We start from the raw sequence: 21,178 nt of genomic DNA, 5'->3' as shown, positions 1-21,178 counted from the left end.
ATGTAAGGACAGCAAAGAACTCTGAGAAAATAGCGTCCCCGCACGGAAAGACGCGCTCTTGTCTTTCCTTGTCAATTATTCTATTGTGCAACGCACCAGAACAACAAAACGGTGAAACCTTGACGTCAGAACACAAGAAAAGCAGCCTCGCGGCGCTGACGCTGGCCGCGGTCGGTATCGTCTACGGCGACATCGGCACGAGCCCGCTGTACACGCTCAAGACCATCTTCGATCCCGTCCATGGGCTGACGCTCTCGACGCCCAACCTCCTCGGCATCGTCTCCCTGATCTTCTGGGGCCTGACGATGATCGTCTCGCTCAAGTACGTCACGCTCGTGCTGCGTGCCGACAACCGCGGCGAGGGCGGGATCATGGCCCTGATGGCGCTCGCGCTGAATTCCGTCACGCGCACGTCGCGCTGGCATTACGTGCTGATGGTGCTGGGCGTGTTCGGCGCCACGATGTTCTACGGCGACAGCGTGATCACGCCGGCGATCTCCGTGCTGGGCGCGATCGAGGGTCTCGAGGTGGCGACACCCGGCCTGGAAAAATACGTCGTGCCGCTGACGATCGTCGTGCTCGTTGCGCTGTACAGCGTGCAGCGCCACGGCACGGCCGGCATCGGCCGCTGGTTCGGTCCGATCATGGTCGTGTGGTTCGCCGCACTGGCCGCCATGGGCATCATCAACATCATCCAGGCGCCCGTGATCCTGCAGGCCTTGAATCCGCTGCACGCGTTCGAATTCATGCTGCGCGAGCGCATGATCGCGTTCGTCGCCCTGGGCGCCGTCGTGCTGGCGTTCACCGGTGCAGAGGCGCTGTACGCGGACATGGGCCACTTCGGCAAGAAGCCGATCCGCTTCGCCTGGTTCATGGTCGTGTTCCCCGCGCTCGCGCTGAACTACCTGGGGCAGGGCGGCCTGTTGATCACGCATCCGGAAGCGCTCGACAACCCGTTTTTCCACCAGCTGGGCAGCTGGAGCGTGCTGCCGCTCGTGCTGCTGTCGACGATGGCCACCGTGATCGCGTCGCAGGCCACGATCTCGGGCACGTTCTCGATGACGAAGCAGGCCATCGCGCTGGGCCTGCTCCCGCGCATGCGCGTGATGCACACGTCGGAAAGCGAGATCGGCCAGATCTACATCCCGGCCGTGAACTGGCTGCAGCTGATCGTCGTGCTGATCGCCGTCGTCGGCTTCGGTTCGTCGGACAAGCTGGCGGGCGCCTACGGCATCGCGGTGACGGCGACCATGTTCGCGACGACGATCCTCACGTTCTTCGTCGTGCGCTACCGCTGGCACCTGCCGCTGTGGATCTGCTTCGGCGCCACCGGCTTCTTCATGATCATGGACATCATGCTGTTCTCGGCGAGTACCTTGAAGCTGCTGCACGGCGGCTGGTTCCCGCTGCTGCTGGGCGCCGTCCTGCTGACGACGATGCTGACGTGGAAGCGCGGCCGCGAGCTCGTGTTCGAGAACCTGGAAAAACACGCGATCCCGCTCGACGACTTCCTGCAGTCGCTGTTCGTGGCGCCGCCCGGCCGCGTGGCCGGCACCGCCATCTTCCTGCGCGGCGAATCCGACGGCGTGCCGCACGCGCTGCTGCACAACCTCCTGCACAACAAGGTGCTGCACGACCGCGTCGTGTTCCTCACGGTGCACATCCGCGAGGAACCGTATGTGCCGGAAAGCGAACAGGTCGACGTCGTCCCGCTGGGCCACAACTGCTTCCAGCTGAACGTGATCTACGGCTTCAAGGACGAGGCCGACATTCCGCACGTGCTGCGCCTGTGCGCGGCCAAGCACCTCGAATTCGAGATGATGGAGACGTCGTTCTTCATCGCGCGCCAGACCGTGATCTCGGTGCCGGGCCAGGGCATGATGCCGTGGCGCGAGCACCTGTTCGTGGCCATGCAGCGCAATGCCCGCACGGCCGCCGACTACTACCAGATCCCGTCCAACCGCGTGATCGAACTCGGCACGCAGGTCGAGATCTGACCCGGCGCGCGCCGCCGGCCCCCGCGGCCGGCGGCTTTACAAAGCCATACAAATCCCCCACAGACGCTTGCAGGGCCCGTTGGTAAGGTTCGGTTTTTCCATTCATAAACCAACCTGTTCCGTAGGAGTCCCATGAAACTGTCCTTCCCGCTCGCCGCCGCCTGCGCCGCCATCCTGAGCCTGTCCGCCTGCGGTGGCGGCGGTGGCGATTCCAGCGGTTCGACCGTCGTCAACAACCCCGCCGCGCTGACCAAGACCGACGTCGCGGTCGGCACCGGTGCCGACGCCGTGTCGGGCGCGCGCGTGCAGGTCAATTACACGGGCTGGCTGTACAGCGCGAGCGCCGCCGATTTCAAGGGCAGCAAGTTCGACGCATCGAAACCGGGCACGCCGTTCACGTTCGTCATCGGCGCGACGGGCACGAGCGAATCCGTGATCCCCGGCTTCAGCCAGGGCGTGCAGGGCATGAAGGTGGGCGGCAAGCGCACCGTGCAGATCCCCAGCAGCCTGGCGTACGGCGCGGGCGGCGTGCCGGGCGCGATCCCCGGGAACACGGGCCTCGTGTTCGACGTCGAGCTCGTGAAAGTCTGCGGCAGCGCCGCCTGCTGATCCGCCGCCGCGCCGCGCACGACTGATTTCGATCAGTCCCGCGCGGCGTCGTCGGTCTTATCGTTGGCACGCCTGATCATCCGGAGCCTGCCATGTCGATACGCCGCTTTCTGTTGCCCCTGCTGTTGGCGCTGTTCGCCTGCGCGCCCGCGTGGGCCGGTCCGTTGTACACCGCCACCTTCCTGCCTGAAAACTTCACGGCCTCCGGCATCGGCAACGACGGCAGCATCGTCGGCACAGGCCTCGACGCCGCTTTCCAGCAACGCGCCTTCGTCTGGCGCGCAGGGACGACGACGTTCCTGCCCACGCCGGGCGCTTCCATCGCGTACGCGACCGCCATCCGCAACGGCACGGTCGTCGGCGCCGCGCAGGCCGGTGCCGCCACGCACGGCGTCGTCTGGCGCGATGGCGCCATGCAATCCATCGGCACGCTGTCCGGCGGCGACAGCGTCGCCTACGGCGTAAATGCCGGCGGCCAGGTCGTCGGCACGTCCACCGACGCATCCGGCAACAGCCGCGCGTTCCTGTACAGCGGCGGCACGCTGACGGACCTCGGCACGCTGGGCGGGACCGATGCGCAGGCGCGCGGCATCAACGATGCGGGCATGGTCGTCGGCGGCGCACAGCCGGGGTCGGGTTTCCCGGACGACGGTGCGCACGCCTTCCTGTACGTCGGCGGCGCCATGCACGATCTCGGCACGCTCGGCGGCGGCTTCAGCTGGGCCGAGGCCGTGAACGACACGGGCCAGGTGGTCGGCTACAGCCTCGTCGGCCCCGACGCCGTCTGGCATCCTTTCCTGTACAGCGGCGGCGTCATGCACGACCTCGGGTCGTTCGGCGGCGACTACGGCCAGGCACACGCCATCAATGCGGCCGGCGTCGTGGTCGGCTATTCCAGCTTCGCCGACGACGGGTTTTCGCACGCGTTCGTGGATGCGGGCGCCGGCCTCGTCGACCTGAACACCGTCACGGCAGGCCTCGGCAGCGAGGTGTTGATGGACGCGGTCGGCATCAACGACGCCGGCCAGATCGCCGCCAACGCCTGCAACGACATCGGCTTTTGTGCGCCGGTGCTGTTGACGCCGGTGCCCGAACCCGCGCCTGCCCTCCTGTTGCCGATGGGCGGCCTGGCGCTGCTGTGGTGGCGCCGGCGCACGGCACGCAGAACCGATGCCGCCATGCATGATGGCGCCGGCAATATCGGCGAACTGCTATCTTCGGTTCACGGCCAGGCCCGGGATGGGCTTGCCGACTTGCAGACTCCCGGAGGAACCATGACCACGACGGACACGGCGGACGCGCACGCCATCGAGCACCTGACGCCGCGCCAGCGCATCTTCGCCATCGTCGGCGCCTCGTCCGGCAACCTGGTTGAGTGGTTCGACTTCTACATCTATTCGTTCTGCGCGCTGTATTTTTCGTCGGCCTTCTTCCCGAAGGGGAATCCGACGACGCAGCTGCTGAACACGGCCGGCATCTTCGCGGCCGGCTTCCTGATGCGGCCCATCGGCGGCTGGCTGTTCGGCCGCGTGGCCGACCGCTACGGCCGGCGCAACGCGATGATGATCTCCGTCCTGATGATGTGCGGCGGCTCCCTGATGATCGCGGCGCTGCCGACCTATGCCAGCATCGGCACGGCGGCGCCCACCCTGCTGCTCGTGGCGCGCCTGTTCCAGGGCCTGTCCGTCGGCGGCGAATACGGCACCAGCGCCACGTACATGAGCGAGGTCGCGGAGCCCGGACGCAAGGGCTTCTTCGCATCGTTCCAGTACGTCACCCTGATCGGCGGCCAGCTCGCGGCCCTGCTCGTGCTGGGCATCCTGCAACTGCTGCTGACGCACGACGAGCTGAAGGCGTGGGGCTGGCGCATCCCGTTCGTCGTGGGCGCGCTGGCCGCCCTCGTGTCGCTGTACCTGCGCCGTTCGCTGCACGAGACGACGACCGCCACCGAGCGCAAGAGCGAGGCCGCGGGCAGCGTCGCGTCGCTGCTGAAGCATCATCGGCGCGCGTTCGTCACCGTGCTGGGGTTCACGGCCGGCGGTTCGCTGATCTTCTACGCGTTCACCACCTACATGCAGAAATACCTCGTCAACACGGCCGGCATGAGCACGGAGACGGCGAGCCGCGTGATGACGGTGTGCCTGCTGCTCTACATGCTGATGCAGCCCGCGTTCGGTGCGCTGTCCGACCGCATCGGCCGGCGCACGTCGATGATCGCGTTTGGCGCGCTCACGGCCGTGTTCACGACGCCGATCATGATGGCGCTGCGCAACGTGTCCAGCCCAGTGACGGCCGGCGCGCTGATCGTGTGTGCGCTGGCGATGATCAGCCTGTACACGTCGATCGGCGGCTTGATCAAGGCGGAAATGTTCCCCGTCGAAGTGCGCGCGCTGGGCGTGGGTTTGTCGTATGCGGTCGCGAACGCGATCTTCGGCGGCTCGGCGGAATACGTGGCCTTGTGGTTCAAGCAGGCCGGCCACGAACCGTATTTCTACTGGTACGTGAGCGTCATGTGTGCGGTGGCCTGCGTCGTTGCGATCCGCATGCCCGATCCGACGAAATCCGGCCTGCTCAAATAACGGGCACGTCGAATAACCTGCTGTGAACGAACAATACAGTTCGCCACAGCCTGTAGGGCACGAAGCGTCGCGTTCGTCCGGTTTCGGCCGAGGCTGTGTAAAAACGCAAACCGAGAGGCGCGGCACCAAACCACGACCTCGTAAAACGGCCGCTACGGCATTTTCTCGAGGTCGGGAATGGTAAAGCGCTCCCTGAAAACGCGCGGATCTTGCGTTTTTACACAGCCTGGGCCGACCTCGGCCGTTCAGCCCAGGATGGCAGGTTGCCCAGCCGGAAAATGCGCGGACTATCATGACCGGCCGCAACCGACCCCATTACAGACGGTGAGGTGCAGGAATTCGCCAACGTTTGCCTTGCTCGACTGCCTTTCGCTGGACATTGTAGCCGGACCATTGTTCAGTTAGACCGGCTCTCGGGACCTGTGGATTCTTGTGATGACGCAGCATGGTCAAACTGAAATTTGACGAGCGTATCGTCCGGCCAACTTTGATCGCTTATTGGCGGAAAATAGTTTGGGCCAAAGAACGTCGTCAGTGGCGCGCGTCGGGTAGCTGACACGAGTGTGATTTCTCTAATATTTTTCCCGGCGAAAAAGCCTAAGTGCATGCTCTGAGAGCCGCAGAGCCCATGTCCCAGCGTGACGGCAGCCAGCGCGCCACGGAAGACGAAATTCATCTCCGCTTTTGCTATAGCACTCCTTACTTCGCATTCAAGCCGCAAGTCACCCAAGCGGCGCGCGTCGGAGGGTATGCCAGGCGTTCGCACGTCCGGACGCCCCCTTATCTTGCCTTTGCGGATATCAAGGATCAGGTCCGCGTTGTCGTTTTCCGCTTGTTTGTTTTTTGGAAGGACGAAGCCATTGCCCGCATCAAGCAGCAAAGGAATCGTCACGTTGTCGCCGCGGATACTGAGTTTGGTGTGGGCGAAGTCCACACGCGACCCGTCGGATAGCGATGACAACACGAATCTCAGCTGCGGCGCTCGGGGGGCAAGCGCGTGATGCTTCTCGAAGGCGTCGAGCCCGGCAAGCATGGCGCGATAGGACTTCATTTCCGGATCCTTCACCGCACTGACGGAGACGGATTGCACTTCAGGCGCCGCATCACCCGGTTCAGCCGGCTTGGGCTCCGACATAGTGTCTTGAGCTGTACTCGCGTTGGCAACCAAGCCGCACAAAAGTACCAAGACGACGCATGCGGGGTGGCGTTGTTTAGCTATCATGTCAGGCCTAAAAGATGTTGCGGTTGTATTGTGCAGGCGGCAGCTCGGTGATGACCTTCAAGTCGGAGGACGACACGGCTACCATTTGCATCCCGTGTCGCTCACCGCGCCGTGCACCAGGGCGGCCAGCCTGAGTATTCCCGTCAGGCGAATATTGCCCAACCTCGCGGCATCATCGCTATTGCATCGGGGACGGAAGGCCGCGCCGATCGCCTTCTCCGCGGGGCTGCGACGGCTCGTCAACGCGGGCTCGGCGTGCCCGGGTTGCGCCCGGTCTTCGGCCACGAAGTCCGCGATGACGTGTTTCACCGTTGCGCTGTCCGGCAGTAGCGCCCCGGACGCGGAGACGCCCGTCTCGTCCGAGTTCGCGGGCGATGCCGTTGGCGCCGTTTCGAGGGACGCGGCATCGGGCTGTGGAACCGCGAGGTGCCATTCGTTCCGGCGCTTCGGCTTGACGGCAGGCGTCACCGTGATGCTTTCTCCCGCGCTGGTGCGCGGAGCCGGCGTATGGACGATCCGGAGCGTGATGACGTTGGCGGAGGTGGTGGCCGCGGGACCGGCCTGATTGCGCGCCGGAGCGCTGTGGCCCGCCAGGTACCAGGCGCCAACATGCAGGACGGCCACGCACAGCAATCCCGTCGCGCGGCTTGCGCCGACGCGTGGCGCCATCCGCGTACCTTCACCCATGAGCGGCGACAGCCGATGTCGGGCGCACCGCCGCATATTCGCGTGGCCGCAACACCATTAGCGACAGTAGTCCCGGCACCCCCAGCACTATGCAGGCCAAACACCATGCGAGCCGCGTGCGCGGGGCAGCATGGAGGCGGCGCGTCCACCAGGCCGCCCCCGCCGCTGAAAGCAGGCAGGCTGCCAGCGCGGCGGTCCACGCCTCCACGGGTCGCGGACGCAGCAATTGCGCGAAGCGCGATGCCCCGTCGTCGGGAATGCTGCCGTTGTCGATCAGCGCGTCGGGCAGGCTGACCAGCGTGTACAGCGCCGGCGACGCCCACCAGTCCTTGTGCTCGAACAGCAGCGGAAAATCATGCGACAGTTCGCGCCGCGCCACTTGCTGGACATGGCCCGCGCGGTCGATCAGGTAGACGACTTGCGGCGCGCTCGCCACGCCGCCCGTCTGGCGGTAGCCGTACACGAATGACACCAAGGTCCCGTCCGTCACGCCTGCCGCATCGACGCGCTCCAGGTCGCCGAAAGGCTGTGGCAGCCGGACCTGTGCCACGATCTCGTCCCGGCCAGCGCCGGGCGCCAGCAAGATGAGCCGGCGGTTCGTGAGCACGAAGATCCGGTCGCCGAGCACTGCGACACCGCCCGCGAGTTGTTCGGCGCCGTCAGCGCGCAGCACGCGGTGCAGTGTGCCGTGCGCGGCGTCCAGCACGTGCAGGTCGCGGGGATTCACGAGGTAGGTCGTCTTGCGGTTGTCGCGCACGACTGTCGGCTGCGCGGCGAACGGTGCGGCCCCATGGTCGCCGGCGCCCAACCAGCCCTTGTCGACGCGGGTGCGGCGATTCACGCCGCGGTACATCATGCGGTCGTGGCTGAATGTCCAGAGATTCGCGTCGTCGCTGAACATGACGCGGCCTTGGTTCGTGATCAGGTCGTGCACCGCATACTGGCGCACGTTCGGGCCGACGGACACGCTGTTATCGTGCTCGAGGACCGCGCGCCAGGTGGCGGCGCGCGGGTCGGTGCTGGCGGCCAGTCCGAGCTGGATGGCTTCGTCCGGGTATGAGCGGACGGCCTCCGTAAGTCCGCCGCGCGGCACGTGGTCGCTGGACAGCGGGTACACGCCGGCGAGCATCTGCCCGAGCTGGAACAGCATCGAACCGCCCCAGACCAGGGCCAGGTAGAAACAAACCTGCAGGGGCAGCGCATTGGTGACGACGGCACCCACCCGGTCGCCGATGTGCCGGCTCGGGCGAAACACGGTGTACAGCAGGAACAACAGCAGCGCGGAGCAAACCACGCCAAGCCCGAGTACGGTGACAGCCGTGGCCATGCGCAGAGTGAGCACGAGCGGCAGCACCATGATCGCGAATGCCCAGCGGCTGCGGTGCAGCATCATGTAGCCGCCCGCAAGCCAGGCCGACAGCGTGGACAGCGCCAGAAAGGCGGCGCCTGCGTAATGGCGGCCGTCGATGACGCGGCTCGTGAAGTGCGCCTGCGAGGCCAGCACGATGAACAACGGCAGCGCGACGGCCAGCAACACAAGCGTCAGGGCGGCCAGTACCAGCGCAGCCAGTACGCGCGCTCGGTGGATCGGTCGGTGCAGCAACCAGATCCAGCGGTTCGGCTGGCGGTAGGTGCCGAATTGGTAGAGCGCCAGACCGAGGCCGGATAGCATGTACAGCATCAGCATGACCACGTGGGTCCAGCTCGATTCGCTGGGCAGGTCGGCCACCTGCTCCAGCGCCACCAGGATCAACAAAGAGGCGATGCCATGGATTGCAGCCGCCATGCGGAAGCGGCGCAGTTCGGAAACATACAGCTCAAGCATGAGAGTGTCCTTATGCGGCGCGGCGCGACGTGCCGGCGTGGCCATGGGTCAGGAACGCATTCACGGCGCGCTCCAGGCCGAGCGGTATCGTCTGAACCGATTGCGCGCCCAGCAGCTTGAGGCGTGCGCCGAAGCTGTCGTCCTGGTCGAACACGACAAGGTGCGTGTGACCTTCGATCGTCTGCGCCTGCAGCACGCCTGGCAGCTGCCATATGTCCGGCGTCTTGAATGGGAACGCGGCAACCCACAGACGGATGCGCTCACAGAAGTCTGCGGGACCGTTCATGTAGCGCAGCCTGCCGTGTTCGAGAATGACGAGGTTGTCGGCGACACGCTCGATTTCGTCCATCTGGTGCGAGCAGAACGCGATGGTGGCACCGTCGTTATCGAACACCGTCGTCTCGAGCAACGTGTCCAGGAACACGCGCTTCGCAACCACGTCCAGGCCCAGGGTCGGCTCGTCGAGGATCAGCAATTCCGGGCACTGCGACAGGGCAAGTGCCAGGCTCAGGCCCGCCCGCTCGCCGCGCGACAATTCACACACGCGCTGCTCCGGCATCACGTCGAAGTGGTGGATCACTTCGTGGTAGCGCGCCTCGTTCCAGCGTGCGTACTGGCGCTCGTGCATGCGTTTCAGCTCGCGCACCCGCATCCAGCCTGGCAGCGCGTGCTCCTCGTTCACGTAACCGATGCGCTCGCGCTGCGCCGGTGTCAGGCACGTGTGGTCGTGACCGAGCACGCGTGCGCTGCCGGCGCTGGCCTGCTCGAAGCCGAGCAGCACCCGAAACAGCGACGATTTCCCCGCTCCGTTGGCGCCAATGAAGGTGTGGACGACACCGCGCGGCAGCTTGAGCGTCAAGTGGTCGAGGGCGAGCTTGTTCCCGTAGGACAGGCACAGCGCCTCGGTGTCGATGGCATAGTCGCTCATGCGGTCTTCCTCGCGGCATAGTGAGCAAGTTCGGTCGCAACATGGTCGAGGACTGTCTGCGGCGGATAATCGAGCCCGATCACGTCGCTGACGAAGCGGTCCACCGCCTCTCCAAGGCGGCGTTCGCGCTCGGTATTGGACAGGCGCTGCCGCTGCTCAGCCACGAACAGGCCCAAGCCCGCCCGGGCATGAAGCCAGCCTTCGGCCGTCAGCTCCGTGTACGCCTTGGCGACCGTGTTCGGATTTATCGAAAGTTGCTGCGCCATACCGCGCACGCTGGGCAGCACGTCGCCCGGCAGCAGTTCGCCGGCAGCAATAAGGCGTTTCACACCATCTGTAATCTGGCGCACGATGGGTCGCGGATCGCCGGTCACGATCTGGAGAACCACGGTAGGTCGTCGGCTCATAAGAAATTAACTGTACTATAACGGATAGTACAGTAGCACCAAAAAATCAACGGCGTCAAGCCCTCGGAGCGTGCGGCTCTTCTTATCCTGACAGGCAACGCCCGCTTATGTTATGGCCCGATAGCGGACGGCCAGCCAGGCTCGGTCTACGGTTTTGTTTCCCTCTGGAGAAGCGGAAGGCCGTCCACCTGGGCGGCGGGCCCGTCACACCTGCTGCGGCGCGCGACGATTCTTCGCGGTGCCCTAAACCCCGGCAGCCTGCCGCAGCATGTCGATGTGCAGAATGCCGTCCTCATCGTACGGTGCGGAGACCGTGCGGAAGCCGAAGCTGCCGTAGAACGCTTCCAGGTGCGCCTGCGCACCGATGCGGATCGCGTGCCCGGGGTGCAGCCGGTCCGCGCAGGCGATGCCTTGCGCGACCAGTTCGCGGCCGAGTCCCGTGCCGCGCGCGGACGCGCTCGTGGCGACGCGGCCCAGCGACATCTCGTCGTATTTCGCGCCCGGCGCCAGGCAGCGCAATGTGGCGGCCAGCTCCCGCTTGCCGGCCACGGTTTTCCAGCCGAGCAGGTGGTGCGCATCGACGTCGAGGCCATCGATGTCCGGGTACAGGCACGCCTGTTCGAGCACGAACACTTGCTGGCGCAGGGCCAGCATCTCGTACAGTTCCGCCGCCGTGAGGTCGGCGAAGCGGCTCCACTGCCATTCGATCATTGTCGTTCCAGTCGTTGAACCATGCTGAAGAATCAGGCCGCCGTCTCGAAACCTTCGAGCACGTTGACCACGTTGATACCGCGTTCGGGCACGACTGCGCCGCCTTCGAACACGAAGACGGTCGGCACGCCGAGAAAGCCGATGCGTTCGCCGATGCGCAGGAAGTCGCCGCCCGCGAGGTCGAAGTGCGCGCGCGGATCGCCATCGATACCTGCGGCGCCGAGCGACACGACGAGCGCCTGCGGAGAAAACCCCGCCAGCTTGATGCACGCCGTCTCCAGCGCCGCGAACCACTGCGCCGCGTTGACGCCGCGCGGCAGCGGCACGTTCAGGTTGAAGCCGACACCCGCGTCGGCGCCCGTCTCGTCCGCGTGGCCCGCATAGAACGGGTAGTCCGAGCGCGGGTCGGCGTGGATCGATGCGAACAGTACATCGCGGCGCCGATAAAAGATGTCTTGCGTGCCGTGGCCGTGGTGGTAGTCGATGTCGAGGATGGCCACGCGCTGCAGGCCGTCGTCGAGCAAGTGCTGGGCCGCGAGCGCCGCGTTGTTCAGGAAGCAGCCGCCGCCGAAGTAATCGGCGCCCGCGTGGTGGCCGGCGGGGTGGGTGAGGGCGAACGTGGCGCGCTCGCCCAGGCGCAGCGCGTGCGCCGCGTTGATCGCGCAGGCGGCGCCCGTCTTCGCCGCCGTCCACGTGCCGGCCGTCAGCGGCGTCGCGGCGTCGCACGCGTACAGGCCGAGGCGGCCCGCGAAGCTGTCCGGCTCGACGTCGCGGCGCATGCCCGCCAGGGGCCACGCGGACGGCAGCGGATCGCGTTCGGCGTTGCGCGCGTCGAGGGCGAGCCACTCGCTCCACGCGCCGCGCAGGAAGTGCAGGTAGCGCGGCGTATGCGTCCGTTCCAGCGACGTCAGCGGCACGCCGTGCGGCGTGACGATGCGGCCCAGGCCGCGCCGTGCGAATTCGTTCGCGACGACGTCGATGCGCGCGCCGCCGGCGGTGTCGACGCGCGGCGCGTGCTGGGCGTGGTGTTCGTTGAAGAAGGTGAGCAAGGGCGTCTCGGGCGGCGCCTCGATGCCGCAGGGCCGGGGCGGGCGGCGTGCACCGCCCGGCCGGTGCCGTCGAAGCGTGGGTTAGCTGTTACGGCACAGTGTACTACTGTTGTACGCGGCGACGAAGTCGTCGAAGGAACCCGTGTCCGTCGCCTCGATCTGCGCCTGCTCGGCCAGCGATGCCTGCGCCATCTCGTCGAACAGCGCCGTCTCGGCCGGCATCAGCGGATCGGCGCGGAACGCGGCCGCGTGCAGCTCGCTCTGGCGCAGGCCGAATTGCGCGAAGGAGCCCAAGGTGCGCACTTCCTGCAGCACGCGCGCGGACGGCGTCTTGTCCGGATCGAGGACCTTGGCCTTCTGCGCGTCGAGGGCGTCGACGTGGGCGCCCTGGTAATTGTGCTCGTGGTCCAGCAGTTCGGCGACGGGGCGGATGCGTTCCAGCAGCTCTTCCGCCCAATCCTTGAGCAGCACTTCGTGGTCGTTGCGGGTGAGCGTGAGGCCCGGACGGCGGCCCTCCTTCACGGTGCGCGCGAAGTTGCGCGCGTGGATTTGCCCTTCCATCGCGTTGATGATGGGGCTGTCCTCGAGGGCGCAGAACAGCAGGAAGGCGTCGAGGAAGCGGCCCGTCTCGAGCGCGATGCCGATCGGTTCGAACGGATCGACGTCCAGGCAGCGCACCTCGATGTACTGCACGCCGCGCGCACACAGCGCCTGCACGGGACGCTCGCCCGTGCGGATGACGCGCTTGGGCCGGATCGTCGAATAGTATTCGTTCTCGATCTGCAGGATGTTGGTCGACAGCTGGATCCACTCGCCGTCCTTCTTCGTGCCGATTTCCGCATACGGCGGGTATGGGCGCTTGACGGCGTCCATCAGCGACGTGACATAGCTTTCCAGGCTGTTCTCGTGCGGGCGCAGTCCGGACTGGGCGTCGTTCTGGTAACCGAGGTCGCTCATGCGCAGGCTCGTCGCATACGGCAGGAACAGGGTGTCGTCCGACAGCGTCTCGAGGTTGTGGTCGCGGCCGCGCAGGAAGCCCTTCGACAGCGTGGGCGATGCGCCGAACAAATACATCAGCAGCCAGCTGTAGCGGCGGAAGTTGCGGATCGTGGCGATATAGCTTTCGGACTGGAAGTCGCGCAGGGCGTTGCGGCGTTCTTCCGTGATGCCCTCGTGCTGCGCCAGCAGCTGCCACAGGCCTTCCGGCAGCGAATAGTTGTAGTGGATGCCCGCGATGCATTGCATGGCCTTGCCGTAGCGGAGGGCCAGGCCGCGGCGGTACACGTGCTTGAGCATGCCGAGGTTCGACTTGCCGTACCACGCGATCTCGATGTCTTCCTCGCCCGGCAGCTCGCACGGCATCGACTGGCTCCACAGCAGTTCGTCGCCCAGCTTCGAATAGGCGTAGCGGTGGACTGCGTCCAGGCGGTGCAGGGCCAGGCCGATGTCGTGTTCGGCCGGCGTGATGAATTCGAGCAGGGCTTCCGCGTAATCCGTCGTGATCTGCGGATGCGTGAGGGCCGAGCCCAGTCGCACCGGATGCGGCGTGCGGGCCAGGTGGCCCCGGCCGTCGACGCGTAACGTCTCGCGCTCGATGCCGCGCAGGCCTTGCTGGAGCAGGCCGCGGTGGGCATCGTCGTCCAGCAGGGCCAAGCGGCGGGTCAGTTGGTTCGACACGAGGTTTCCTTTCTTATACTGCATGAGACGCAGAGATTAACCGAAATCCGTCGAGCGCGCCGGGTGCCCCTCAATATGACATTTTCATTAACGGGACGCTGCCGGCTCAGCCGCTGCGGGCGCCGCGGCGGCGGGCGCGGGCGGGGCGGCTTGCGTGGCGATCCAGTGGTCGATATGCCGTTCCAGCAGGTCCAGCGGCAGGGCGCCGTTCTCCAGCACGGCGTCGTGGAAGGCACGTACGTCGAAGCGCGCACCCAGAGCCGCCTGCGCCCGCGCCAGCAGCGCGACGATGCGCAGCTGGCCGATTTTATAGGCGAGCGCCTGGCCCGGATGGTCGATCATGCGGTCGACTTCGACCTCGTTGTCGGCCGCCGGATTGGCCGTGTTCGCGTTCAGGTAGCCGACGGCCTGCTGGCGTGACCACCCCAGCGCATGGATGCCCGTGTCGACGACGAGCCGCGCCGCCCGCAGCTGCTCGTCGGCCAGCCGGCCGAATTGCGAGAACGGATCGCGCATCAGCCCCAGCGCCGGACCGAGCCCCTCGGCATACAGCGCCCAGCCCTCGCCGAACGCCGGATACCACGCATGCCGGCGGAACGGGGGCAGGCCGTCGGACGTGCGCGCGCGCGCGACCTGCAGGTGGTGGCCGGGGACGCCCTCGTGCAGCGCGAGCGTCTCCACTTCCCACAGCGGCCGCGTGGCGAGGCGGCTCGTGTTGACGACGAGGGCCGCCGTGCGCTCAGGCGTGCCCGCTTCGTAGTAGGCGCCGCCCTGCGCATCGGCGCCTTCCTGCTGCACGGGCTTCACCGCCAGCTCTTCCTGCGGGATGACGCCGAACAGCTGCGGGAGCTGGGCATCGACCCGTGCGATGGTGCGCCGGTAGCGTTCCAGCAGCGCGTCGGCGCTCGCCGGGAACAGGCGCGGGTCGCTGCGCACGAACGCGACGAATTGCGGATAGCTGCCCTTGAATCCCGTGCGGACGGCCGTCGCTTCCATCTCGGCGCGGATGCGTGCCACTTCCTTCACGCCCAGCGCATGGATCTCGGCCGGCGTCAGCGCCGTCGTCGTCGCCGTTTTGACGAGGTATGCATACCACGCGGCGCCGCCGGGCAGGCTCGCGGTGCCGATCGTCGTGCGCGCGGCCGGCAGGTACTCGCTACGCACGAAGTCTTCCAGCTTTTGCAGCGCGCCCGCCGCCGTGCGCAGGGCGGCCGCGCCGTCGGCCGCAAGCTGCGTGCGCGCCGCCTCGTCGATGGTCGCGGGCAGGCGCTGGAACGGCGTGCCGAGCGGCCCGTCCTGCGCGTGCTCGCGCAGCGCGCGCAGCTGCGCGGGCAGGCCGGCCATGATGACCTTTGGCGCCGTCCAGCCGGTCTTCATCCCTTCGCGCATTTGCTCGATGATGCCGTCGACGTGGCGCGGCAGCGCATTCAAGCGCGCGATGTAGTTGCGGTAGTCCTCCTCCGTGACGAAGGGCATCTGCGCGACGAGCTGCGGGAAGCGGAATTGCAGGCCGTCCTGAGCGCTGAGGGGCGCCGGATCGAACGGGACGAACGCGGCGCGCGCGAGGATGCGTTCCTGGTCCCCGGTGAACAGGTCCCACGACAGGCGGTCCTGGCCGGCCAGCTGGGCGCGGTCGATCTGGTGCGCGGCGTCGAGCATGCGGCGCGCGTGGTCGGCTGCCGCCGTTTGCGCGGCGAGCGACGTGTCGGCCAGCAGGGCGTCGTAGCGGTGCTCGCCCACGCTCGTGGCGAATTCGGGCTGGTGCTTGAGGCGCCATTGCCAGTCGCGCTCGAACAGTGCGTGCGCCTGGTCGGCGGCACCGGGCGGTGCGGGCGCGGCGACGTCCGCCGCGAGCGCGGCCAGGGGGCCCAGCAGGATGAGGGTCGCGAACAGTCGACGCATCACGTGGCTCCGGTGGTGGACCGGGCATTGTAGCAAAGGCGGCAGGCACGCCGCGCCGGCGTCAAACCCGGAAACGTCCGCCGCTCACGCGCTCGATGCCGGCCAGGTCCTGCCAGCTCTGGACGTCCGTGAAACCGGCATCCGCGAGCAGCGCACGCACGGCCGCCGCCTGGTCGTACCCGTGCTCCAGCAGCAGCCAGCCGCCCGGCACGAGGTGGCGCGGGCTGCCCGCGACGATGGTGCGCAGCGCGGACAGGCCGTCCGCATGGTCGGTCAGCGCACCCACCGGTTCGAAACGCAGGTCGCCCTGCGCCAGGTGGTCGTCGCCGGCCGCGATGTACGGCGGGTTCGAGGCGATGACGTCGAACGTCACGTCGGGCGCGAGCGCGTCGAACCAGCTGCTTGCCAGGAAGCGCACGCGTGCGCCGTTGGCCGCCGCATTCGCTTGCGCGACGGCCAGCGCGTCGGGGCTGACGTCCAGCGCCGTGACGTCGGCGTCGGGCCGCGTGTGTGCCACGGCGACGGCGATCGCGCCGCTGCCCGTGCCCATGTCGAGCAGGCGGGGGGCCTGTGCCGGCAGGCGTTCGAGCGCCAGTTCCACGATCAGTTCCGTGTCCGGACGGGGAATCAGCACGGCGGGGCCGACTTGAAAATCGAGGCCGAAGAATTCGCGCTTGCCGACGATGTAGGCGATCGGCTCGCCCTGCAGCCGGCGCGCCACGAGGTCGGCGAGGCGTGCCGCTTCGTCGGCGCCGAGGGGCCGGTCGCCCTGCGTGATCAGCTGCACGCGCGACAGGCCCGTCGCGTGGCACAGCAGGATGCGGTTTTCCAGCGGATCGAGGGGCAGGGCGGCCTGTACCGCGGCGACCGTGGCGCCTGGCTCGATGGTCATCGACGCGCGCGCCGCACCAGCACCCAGACGAGAGCCAGCGTGAGGATCACGAACCACACGGCCGACCACTGCGGCACGTTCAGGCCGAACACGGTCTCTTGCGCGGCTTCGCACAGGCCGTCCGCGCGGAACAGCCATGGCAGCATGGTCGCGGTGGGGATCTTGTTCAACGTGGTCTCCATCGGATCGATGCCGCACGAAAAGCCGGGGTGCGCGAGCACGTACAAATGCTTGCCGACGACGCCGAGGCCGCCCAGCGCGCACAGCAACGCGAGTCCGGCGCCGGCCTTGATCTTGTTGGCGAAGGCGCCGATGAGGCTGGAGAGCGCGATGCCGAGGAACAGGTAGCGCTGGATCACGCACAGCGGGCAGGGCAGCATGTCCTTCGCGTGCTGCAGGTAGAGGGCGGCGCCGACCAGGGCGATGCTGACGGCGGCGATGGCGAGCAGGAGATTGCGGGACGAGGACATGGGTTCCTGTGGACGTTATCGAAAAAAGTTATTTTCAGTCTAGCAACTTATAACGGTCTTAATTCTAATCGCCCAGCGCGGCCAACTGTTCCGCCTGGTGCTCGGCCGACAGGGCATTCGTCAGTTCGGCCAGGTCGCCGTCCATGATCATGTCCAGCTTGTACAAGGTCAGGTTGATGCGGTGGTCGGTCAGGCGGCCCTGCGGGAAATTGTACGTGCGGATGCGTTCGCTGCGGTCGCCCGAGCCGATCAGGCTCTTGCGCGTCGCCGCTTCCTTGCTCTGCTGCTCGCGCAACTGCACGTCCTTGATGCGCGCGGCCAGCACCTTCATCGCCTGCGCCTTGTTCTTGTGCTGGCTGCGGTCGTCCTGGCATTCGACGACGATACCGGTCGGCAGGTGCGTCAGACGCACGGCGGAATCCGTCTTGTTGATGTGCTGGCCGCCGGCGCCCGACGCGCGGTACGTGTCGATGCGCAAGTCGGCCGGGTTGATCTGCACGTCTTCGACTTCGTCCGCTTCCGGCATCACGGCGACAGTGCATGCGGACGTGTGGATGCGGCCCTGCGTTTCCGTCGCCGGCACGCGCTGCACGCGGTGGCCGCCCGATTCGAACTTCAGCTTCGAATACGCGCCCTGGCCGACGATGCGCACGATGACTTCGCGGTAGCCGCCCAGGTCGGACGGCGATTCCGACACCATCTCCACCTGCCAGCGGTTGCGCTCCGCGTAGCGCGTGTACATGCGCAGCAGGTCGCCGGCGAACAGCGCGGATTCGTCGCCGCCCGTGCCCGCGCGGATCTCGAGGAAGATGTTGCGCTCGTCGTTCTCGTCCTTCGGCAGCAGCATCTTCTGCAGCTCGATGTCCAGCTCCGCGATGCGCGCCTTCGCTGCGTCGATCTCGTCCTGGGCGAATTCCTTCATGTCCGGATCGGCCAGCATCTCCTGCGCGGCGGCGATGTCGCCTTGCGCCGTCTGGTAGTGGCGATAGACGGCCACGAGCGGGCTCAGTTCGGCGTGTTCGCGGTTCAGTTTGCGGAAGCTGTCCATGTTCGCGGTGGCGCCTTCGGACATCAGGAGTTCGTCCAGTTCGACGAGGCGGTTGGCCAGTTGGTCCAGCTTGGCCAGCATGGATGGTTTCATAGTATTTTTATCGGAATGACAGCAGACAAGCCGCAGGAAGCGGCACGCGGGACAACGAAGGATAGCAGGCCGCTAACGGCGGCCGCGGAACAGCTGGGGCAGCAGGCTCGCGAGGCGGGCGCGCTCGTCGCCCTGGGCGCGGTGCAGGGCCTGTTGCGGGCCGTGCAGGAATTTCGCGGTGAGGCCTTTCGACAGCGCGTCGAGCACCGTGTCGATGTCTTCACCCTTGGCGAGCAGTTTGCGCGCCCGTTCCAATTCGGCGAGGCGCATCGCTTCGCTCGATTCGTGCAGGTCGCGGATCACGGGCACGACGGCGCGATCGCCGACCCAGTGCATGAACGATTGCACGCGCGTCTCGATGATCGCCTCGGCCTGGGCGACGGCGGCCTGGCGGCTCTCGACGCCGCTCTTGACCACGTCGGCGAGGTCGTCGACCGTGTACAGGAAGACGTCGTTCAGGCGGCCCACTTCCGGTTCGATGTCGCGCGGGACCGCGAGGTCGACCATGAACATCGGACGGTGCCGGCGCGCCTTGATGGCGCGCTCGACGAGGCCCTTGCCGATCAGGGGCAACGTGGAGCCGGTCGACGAGATGACGATGTCGAACTGCGGCAGCCGGTCGGACAGGTCGGCGAGGCTCAAGGCCTGGCCGTTGAAGCGCGCGGCCAGCGCCTCGCCGCGCGCCAGCGTGCGGTTGGCGATCGTGATCGACTTCGGATTGTGGGCGGCGAAGTGCGTGACGCACAACTCGATCATGTCGCCGGCGCCGATGAACAGCACGTTCTGCTCGCTGACGCGGTCGAAGATGCGCTCCGACAGGCGCACGGCGGCGGCGGCCATCGACACGCTGTGCGCGCCGATCTCGGTGGTCGTGCGCACTTCCTTCGCGACGGCGAAGCTGCGCTGGAACAGCTGGTGCAGATACGTGCCGAGGCCGCCCGCTTCGTCGGCGACGCGCACGGCGTCTTTCAGCTGGCCGAGGATCTGGGCCTCGCCCAGCACCATCGAATCGAGGCCGGAGGCGACGCGGAACGCATGGCGCACGGCGTCGTGCTGCGGCAGCATGTACAAATGCGGGCGCAGCTCGGAGAAATTCAGGTCGTGGTAGTCGGCGAGGAAGCGTGCCGAGGCGTCGAGCGGATCGGGCGCGCAACTGGCCGCGTACATCTCGGTGCGGTTGCACGTCGAGAGGAGCGCCGCCTCGTCCTCGCCCCGTGTATTGAGCTTGGAGAACCACCCGCGTGCCGCCTGCACCGCATCGCCGAGCTGCTCAGGCGCCAGCGCCAGTTGCTCGCGCAGCGAGACCGGTGCGGTGGTGTGATTGAGGCCGACGGCGAGCAGTTGCATGGGTGATCAAAAATTGGGCAGCACGCCCATTATACCCCTACCGCGGCAGGGATTCACGCGCCCAGTTTTTCCAGCCGATAGCCGTAGCTGTACACCGGCACGAGACGGAAACCGTTCTCCGGACGCAGGCGCAGCTTGTTGCGCACGCGCGAGACGTGGGTATCCATCGTACGCGACGGGATCGCCGTTTCGCGCACCCAGATCGACTCGTGGATGTAGGCGCGCGACAGCGGCCGGCCGAGGTTGCGGAAGAACAGCAGCGCCAGGTTGAACTCCTTGTGCGTGACGTCGATCTGCTCGCCGTCCATCATCAGGCGACCCGGGCGGGTTTCGAACACGTACGGGCCGAATTGCAACTGTTCGGCGCCGTTCTGCGACGGATATGCCCGGCGCAGCAGGGCTTGCGTACGCGCGACCAGTTCGCCGCGGCGCAGCGGCTTGACGAGGTAGTCGTCCGCGCCGGCCGTGACGCCCGCCACGATGTCGTCCTCGGCTGAGGTGCCGGCGAGGAACATCGTGGGTGTGTTCGGCGCCAGTTTTTCCTTGGCGCGGCGCAGGAGTTCCGCCGCCGGGACGTCGGTCACTTGCCAATCGACGATCAGCAGATCGGTGCTGTCCTTGCGGAGTTGACCAAGCAGGTCTTTGCCGCTGTCGAACGCTTGGCAGCTATGCCCAGCCCCGTTCAGAACCTGGCAGATGAGTTCTGCCTGCGTCGTGTCGTTGTCCAGTACGGATATTCTCATGATGTTCGCTGTCTCGGCGTGTGGGACTTCAGGACCTCTCTGTAGGAACATTCCTACAATGTCACTAAATATATCAGACTTTTAAAAAGGAAAGCTACCGATGCCGCAGATAAATTCACATTTTCGTTGGGTAATTGCGTCATAGTTGTGTCAGCTCGACGACACACTCGCGGTTACACTGTCCTGAAATCCTTTAGTCAGGAGCGATTATGTTCAGGAAAAAAAGCAAGGACGAGGAGCTCGCTCTGCTGCCCGTTTCCGGTGCGGACATCGAGCGCGTACGCGAGCGCTGCCGCGGCCTCGTGCGCAAGCGCGCGGCCATTTCGGCGGGTGTGTCCGCGATTCCGCTGCCGGGCGTGGACGTCGTCGCGGATCTCTCCAGCTTCGCCTTGATGGTGGAAGAGATCAACCAGGCGTTCGGCCTGTCGCCCGACCAGATCGACCAGTTGCAGCCGCGCATGCGCATCGCCGCCTACCAGGCCGTGGCGGCGCTGGGCGGTACGCTGGTGGGCAAGATCGTGACGAAGGAACTGGTGCTGAAACTGTTACGGAAATCAGGCGCCAAGCTGGCGGCCAAGTCGGCGGCGAAGATCGTGCCGCTGGCGGGACAACTCGCGTCGGCGGTGATCGGTTTTGCCTTATTCAGGCAGATGGGATACCAGCATATTGAAGCCTGCACGCGCGTCGCGCGCGAGGTGGCGGCCACGCCGGCATAGGTAGCCGGCGCGGCGCGGGACGGTCAGGCGTCCGGCAGGACGACGTTGACGTCGAGCACTTCCAGGTTGCCCTGGCGGTCGAGGGAGATCTTGATGTCCTCGGCGTTGACCTTCGTGTACTTCGAGATCACTTCGATCAGCTCGCGGTGCAGCGCCGGCAGGAAGTCCGGACCGCCGCGGCCGCTGCGTTCGCGGGCGATGATGATCTGCAGCCTTTCCTTGGCCGCAGTCGCGCTTTTCTGGTTCTTGGGGAACAGGAATGAGAGCAGAGGCATG

The 21,178-nt window shown here is 66.5% G+C and carries 19 protein-coding genes and 1 pseudogene; 5 read left to right on the top strand and 15 right to left on the bottom strand.

Going from position 1 to position 21,178, the window contains the following annotated elements:
• The first annotated feature begins 119 nt into the window (after window positions 1–119).
• The 4 genes and pseudogenes from NX784_RS15115 (at window position 120) to NX784_RS15100 (ending at window position 5,185) form a co-directional block, all read left to right on the top strand.
• The gene (locus tag NX784_RS15115) at window positions 120–1,997 is read left to right on the top strand and encodes a potassium transporter Kup (protein ID WP_258817513.1); all 1,878 of its coding nucleotides are present in this window, start codon (window positions 120–122) and stop codon (window positions 1,995–1,997) included.
• A 132-nt stretch (window positions 1,998–2,129) separates the two neighbouring features.
• Window positions 2,130–2,606 carry an FKBP-type peptidyl-prolyl cis-trans isomerase gene (locus NX784_RS15110; protein ID WP_258817512.1) on the top strand — a complete coding sequence of 159 codons (477 nt, stop codon included), beginning with the start codon at window positions 2,130–2,132 and terminating at the stop codon, window positions 2,604–2,606.
• A 92-nt stretch (window positions 2,607–2,698) separates the two neighbouring features.
• Window positions 2,699–3,559, top strand: a pseudogene (locus NX784_RS28830) (hypothetical protein); the annotation flags it as partial.
• Window positions 3,560–3,880: 321 nt separating this feature from the next.
• Complete coding sequence (locus tag NX784_RS15100) at window positions 3,881–5,185, top strand: MFS family transporter (RefSeq protein ID WP_258817648.1); 1,305 nt, start codon at window positions 3,881–3,883, stop codon at window positions 5,183–5,185.
• A gap of 397 nt (window positions 5,186–5,582) precedes the next feature.
• On the opposite strand, the gene NX784_RS15095 is transcribed toward NX784_RS15100, so the two are convergent.
• From NX784_RS15095 to NX784_RS15030, 14 genes are all read right to left on the bottom strand, one after another.
• Window positions 5,583–6,236 carry a hypothetical protein gene (locus NX784_RS15095; RefSeq protein ID WP_258817511.1) on the bottom strand — a complete coding sequence of 218 codons (654 nt, stop codon included), beginning with the start codon at window positions 6,234–6,236 and terminating at the stop codon, window positions 5,583–5,585.
• 249 nt (window positions 6,237–6,485) lie between these two features.
• Window positions 6,486–7,076 (bottom strand): hypothetical protein, encoded by a 591-nt coding sequence (locus tag NX784_RS15090; protein WP_258817510.1) that lies wholly within the window; start codon window positions 7,074–7,076, stop codon window positions 6,486–6,488.
• Between the two features lie 10 nt (window positions 7,077–7,086).
• Window positions 7,087–8,919 (bottom strand): hypothetical protein, encoded by a 1,833-nt coding sequence (locus NX784_RS15085; protein WP_258817509.1) that lies wholly within the window; start codon window positions 8,917–8,919, stop codon window positions 7,087–7,089.
• A gap of 10 nt (window positions 8,920–8,929) precedes the next feature.
• Complete coding sequence (locus tag NX784_RS15080) at window positions 8,930–9,847, bottom strand: ABC transporter ATP-binding protein (protein ID WP_258817508.1); 918 nt, start codon at window positions 9,845–9,847, stop codon at window positions 8,930–8,932.
• On the bottom strand, window positions 9,844–10,236 hold the full coding sequence (locus NX784_RS15075) for a GntR family transcriptional regulator (RefSeq protein WP_258817507.1): 393 nt from the start codon (window positions 10,234–10,236) through the stop codon (window positions 9,844–9,846). Before NX784_RS15075 ends, NX784_RS15080 begins: the two co-directional genes overlap by 4 nt.
• Window positions 10,237–10,497: 261 nt before the next feature.
• Complete coding sequence (locus NX784_RS15070) at window positions 10,498–10,965, bottom strand: GNAT family N-acetyltransferase (RefSeq protein WP_258817506.1); 468 nt, start codon at window positions 10,963–10,965, stop codon at window positions 10,498–10,500.
• Window positions 10,966–10,997: 32 nt separating this feature from the next.
• Window positions 10,998–12,014 (bottom strand): histone deacetylase family protein, encoded by a 1,017-nt coding sequence (locus tag NX784_RS15065; protein ID WP_258817505.1) that lies wholly within the window; start codon window positions 12,012–12,014, stop codon window positions 10,998–11,000.
• An 81-nt stretch (window positions 12,015–12,095) separates the two neighbouring features.
• Window positions 12,096–13,715: a glutamate--cysteine ligase gene (gene gshA / locus NX784_RS15060; protein ID WP_307735996.1), complete on the bottom strand. Its 1,620-nt coding sequence runs from the start codon at window positions 13,713–13,715 to the stop codon at window positions 12,096–12,098.
• A gap of 63 nt (window positions 13,716–13,778) precedes the next feature.
• Complete coding sequence (locus NX784_RS15055) at window positions 13,779–15,593, bottom strand: DUF885 domain-containing protein (protein WP_258817503.1); 1,815 nt, start codon at window positions 15,591–15,593, stop codon at window positions 13,779–13,781.
• Between the two features lie 61 nt (window positions 15,594–15,654).
• The gene (gene prmC, locus NX784_RS15050; protein ID WP_258817502.1) at window positions 15,655–16,485 is read right to left on the bottom strand and encodes a peptide chain release factor N(5)-glutamine methyltransferase; all 831 of its coding nucleotides are present in this window, start codon (window positions 16,483–16,485) and stop codon (window positions 15,655–15,657) included.
• Entirely contained in the window at window positions 16,482–16,955 is a 474-nt protein-coding gene (locus NX784_RS15045; RefSeq protein WP_258817501.1) for a disulfide bond formation protein B, read from the bottom strand. The genes prmC and NX784_RS15045 overlap by 4 nt, the downstream gene beginning before the upstream one ends.
• A gap of 64 nt (window positions 16,956–17,019) precedes the next feature.
• Window positions 17,020–18,096, bottom strand: a complete 1,077-nt coding sequence (prfA, locus tag NX784_RS15040) for a peptide chain release factor 1 (RefSeq protein ID WP_258817500.1) — start codon at window positions 18,094–18,096, stop codon at window positions 17,020–17,022.
• Between the two features lie 72 nt (window positions 18,097–18,168).
• Window positions 18,169–19,443 carry a glutamyl-tRNA reductase gene (hemA, locus tag NX784_RS15035; RefSeq protein ID WP_258817499.1) on the bottom strand — a complete coding sequence of 425 codons (1,275 nt, stop codon included), beginning with the start codon at window positions 19,441–19,443 and terminating at the stop codon, window positions 18,169–18,171.
• A gap of 53 nt (window positions 19,444–19,496) precedes the next feature.
• Complete coding sequence (locus tag NX784_RS15030; RefSeq protein WP_166857499.1) at window positions 19,497–20,186, bottom strand: response regulator transcription factor; 690 nt, start codon at window positions 20,184–20,186, stop codon at window positions 19,497–19,499.
• A gap of 209 nt (window positions 20,187–20,395) precedes the next feature.
• Between NX784_RS15030 and NX784_RS15025 the strand changes: the two genes are divergently transcribed.
• Window positions 20,396–20,902, top strand: coding sequence for a YcjF family protein (locus tag NX784_RS15025; protein WP_258817498.1), 507 nt, complete (start codon window positions 20,396–20,398; stop codon window positions 20,900–20,902).
• Window positions 20,903–20,925: 23 nt separating this feature from the next.
• Here NX784_RS15025 and minE read toward each other — a convergent pair whose 3' ends face one another.
• Window positions 20,926–21,177, bottom strand: a complete 252-nt coding sequence (gene minE, locus NX784_RS15020) for a cell division topological specificity factor MinE (protein WP_036231293.1) — start codon at window positions 21,175–21,177, stop codon at window positions 20,926–20,928.
• Window position 21,178: the final 1 nt, after the last annotated feature.

Origin of the sequence: Massilia pinisoli, from assembly GCF_024753285.1 — a bacterium.
Taxonomy (GTDB): domain Bacteria; phylum Pseudomonadota; class Gammaproteobacteria; order Burkholderiales; family Burkholderiaceae_D; genus Telluria; species Telluria pinisoli.
The sequence above is the reverse complement of the archived record's forward strand: the minus strand, read 5'-3'. Positions and strand labels throughout refer to the sequence as shown.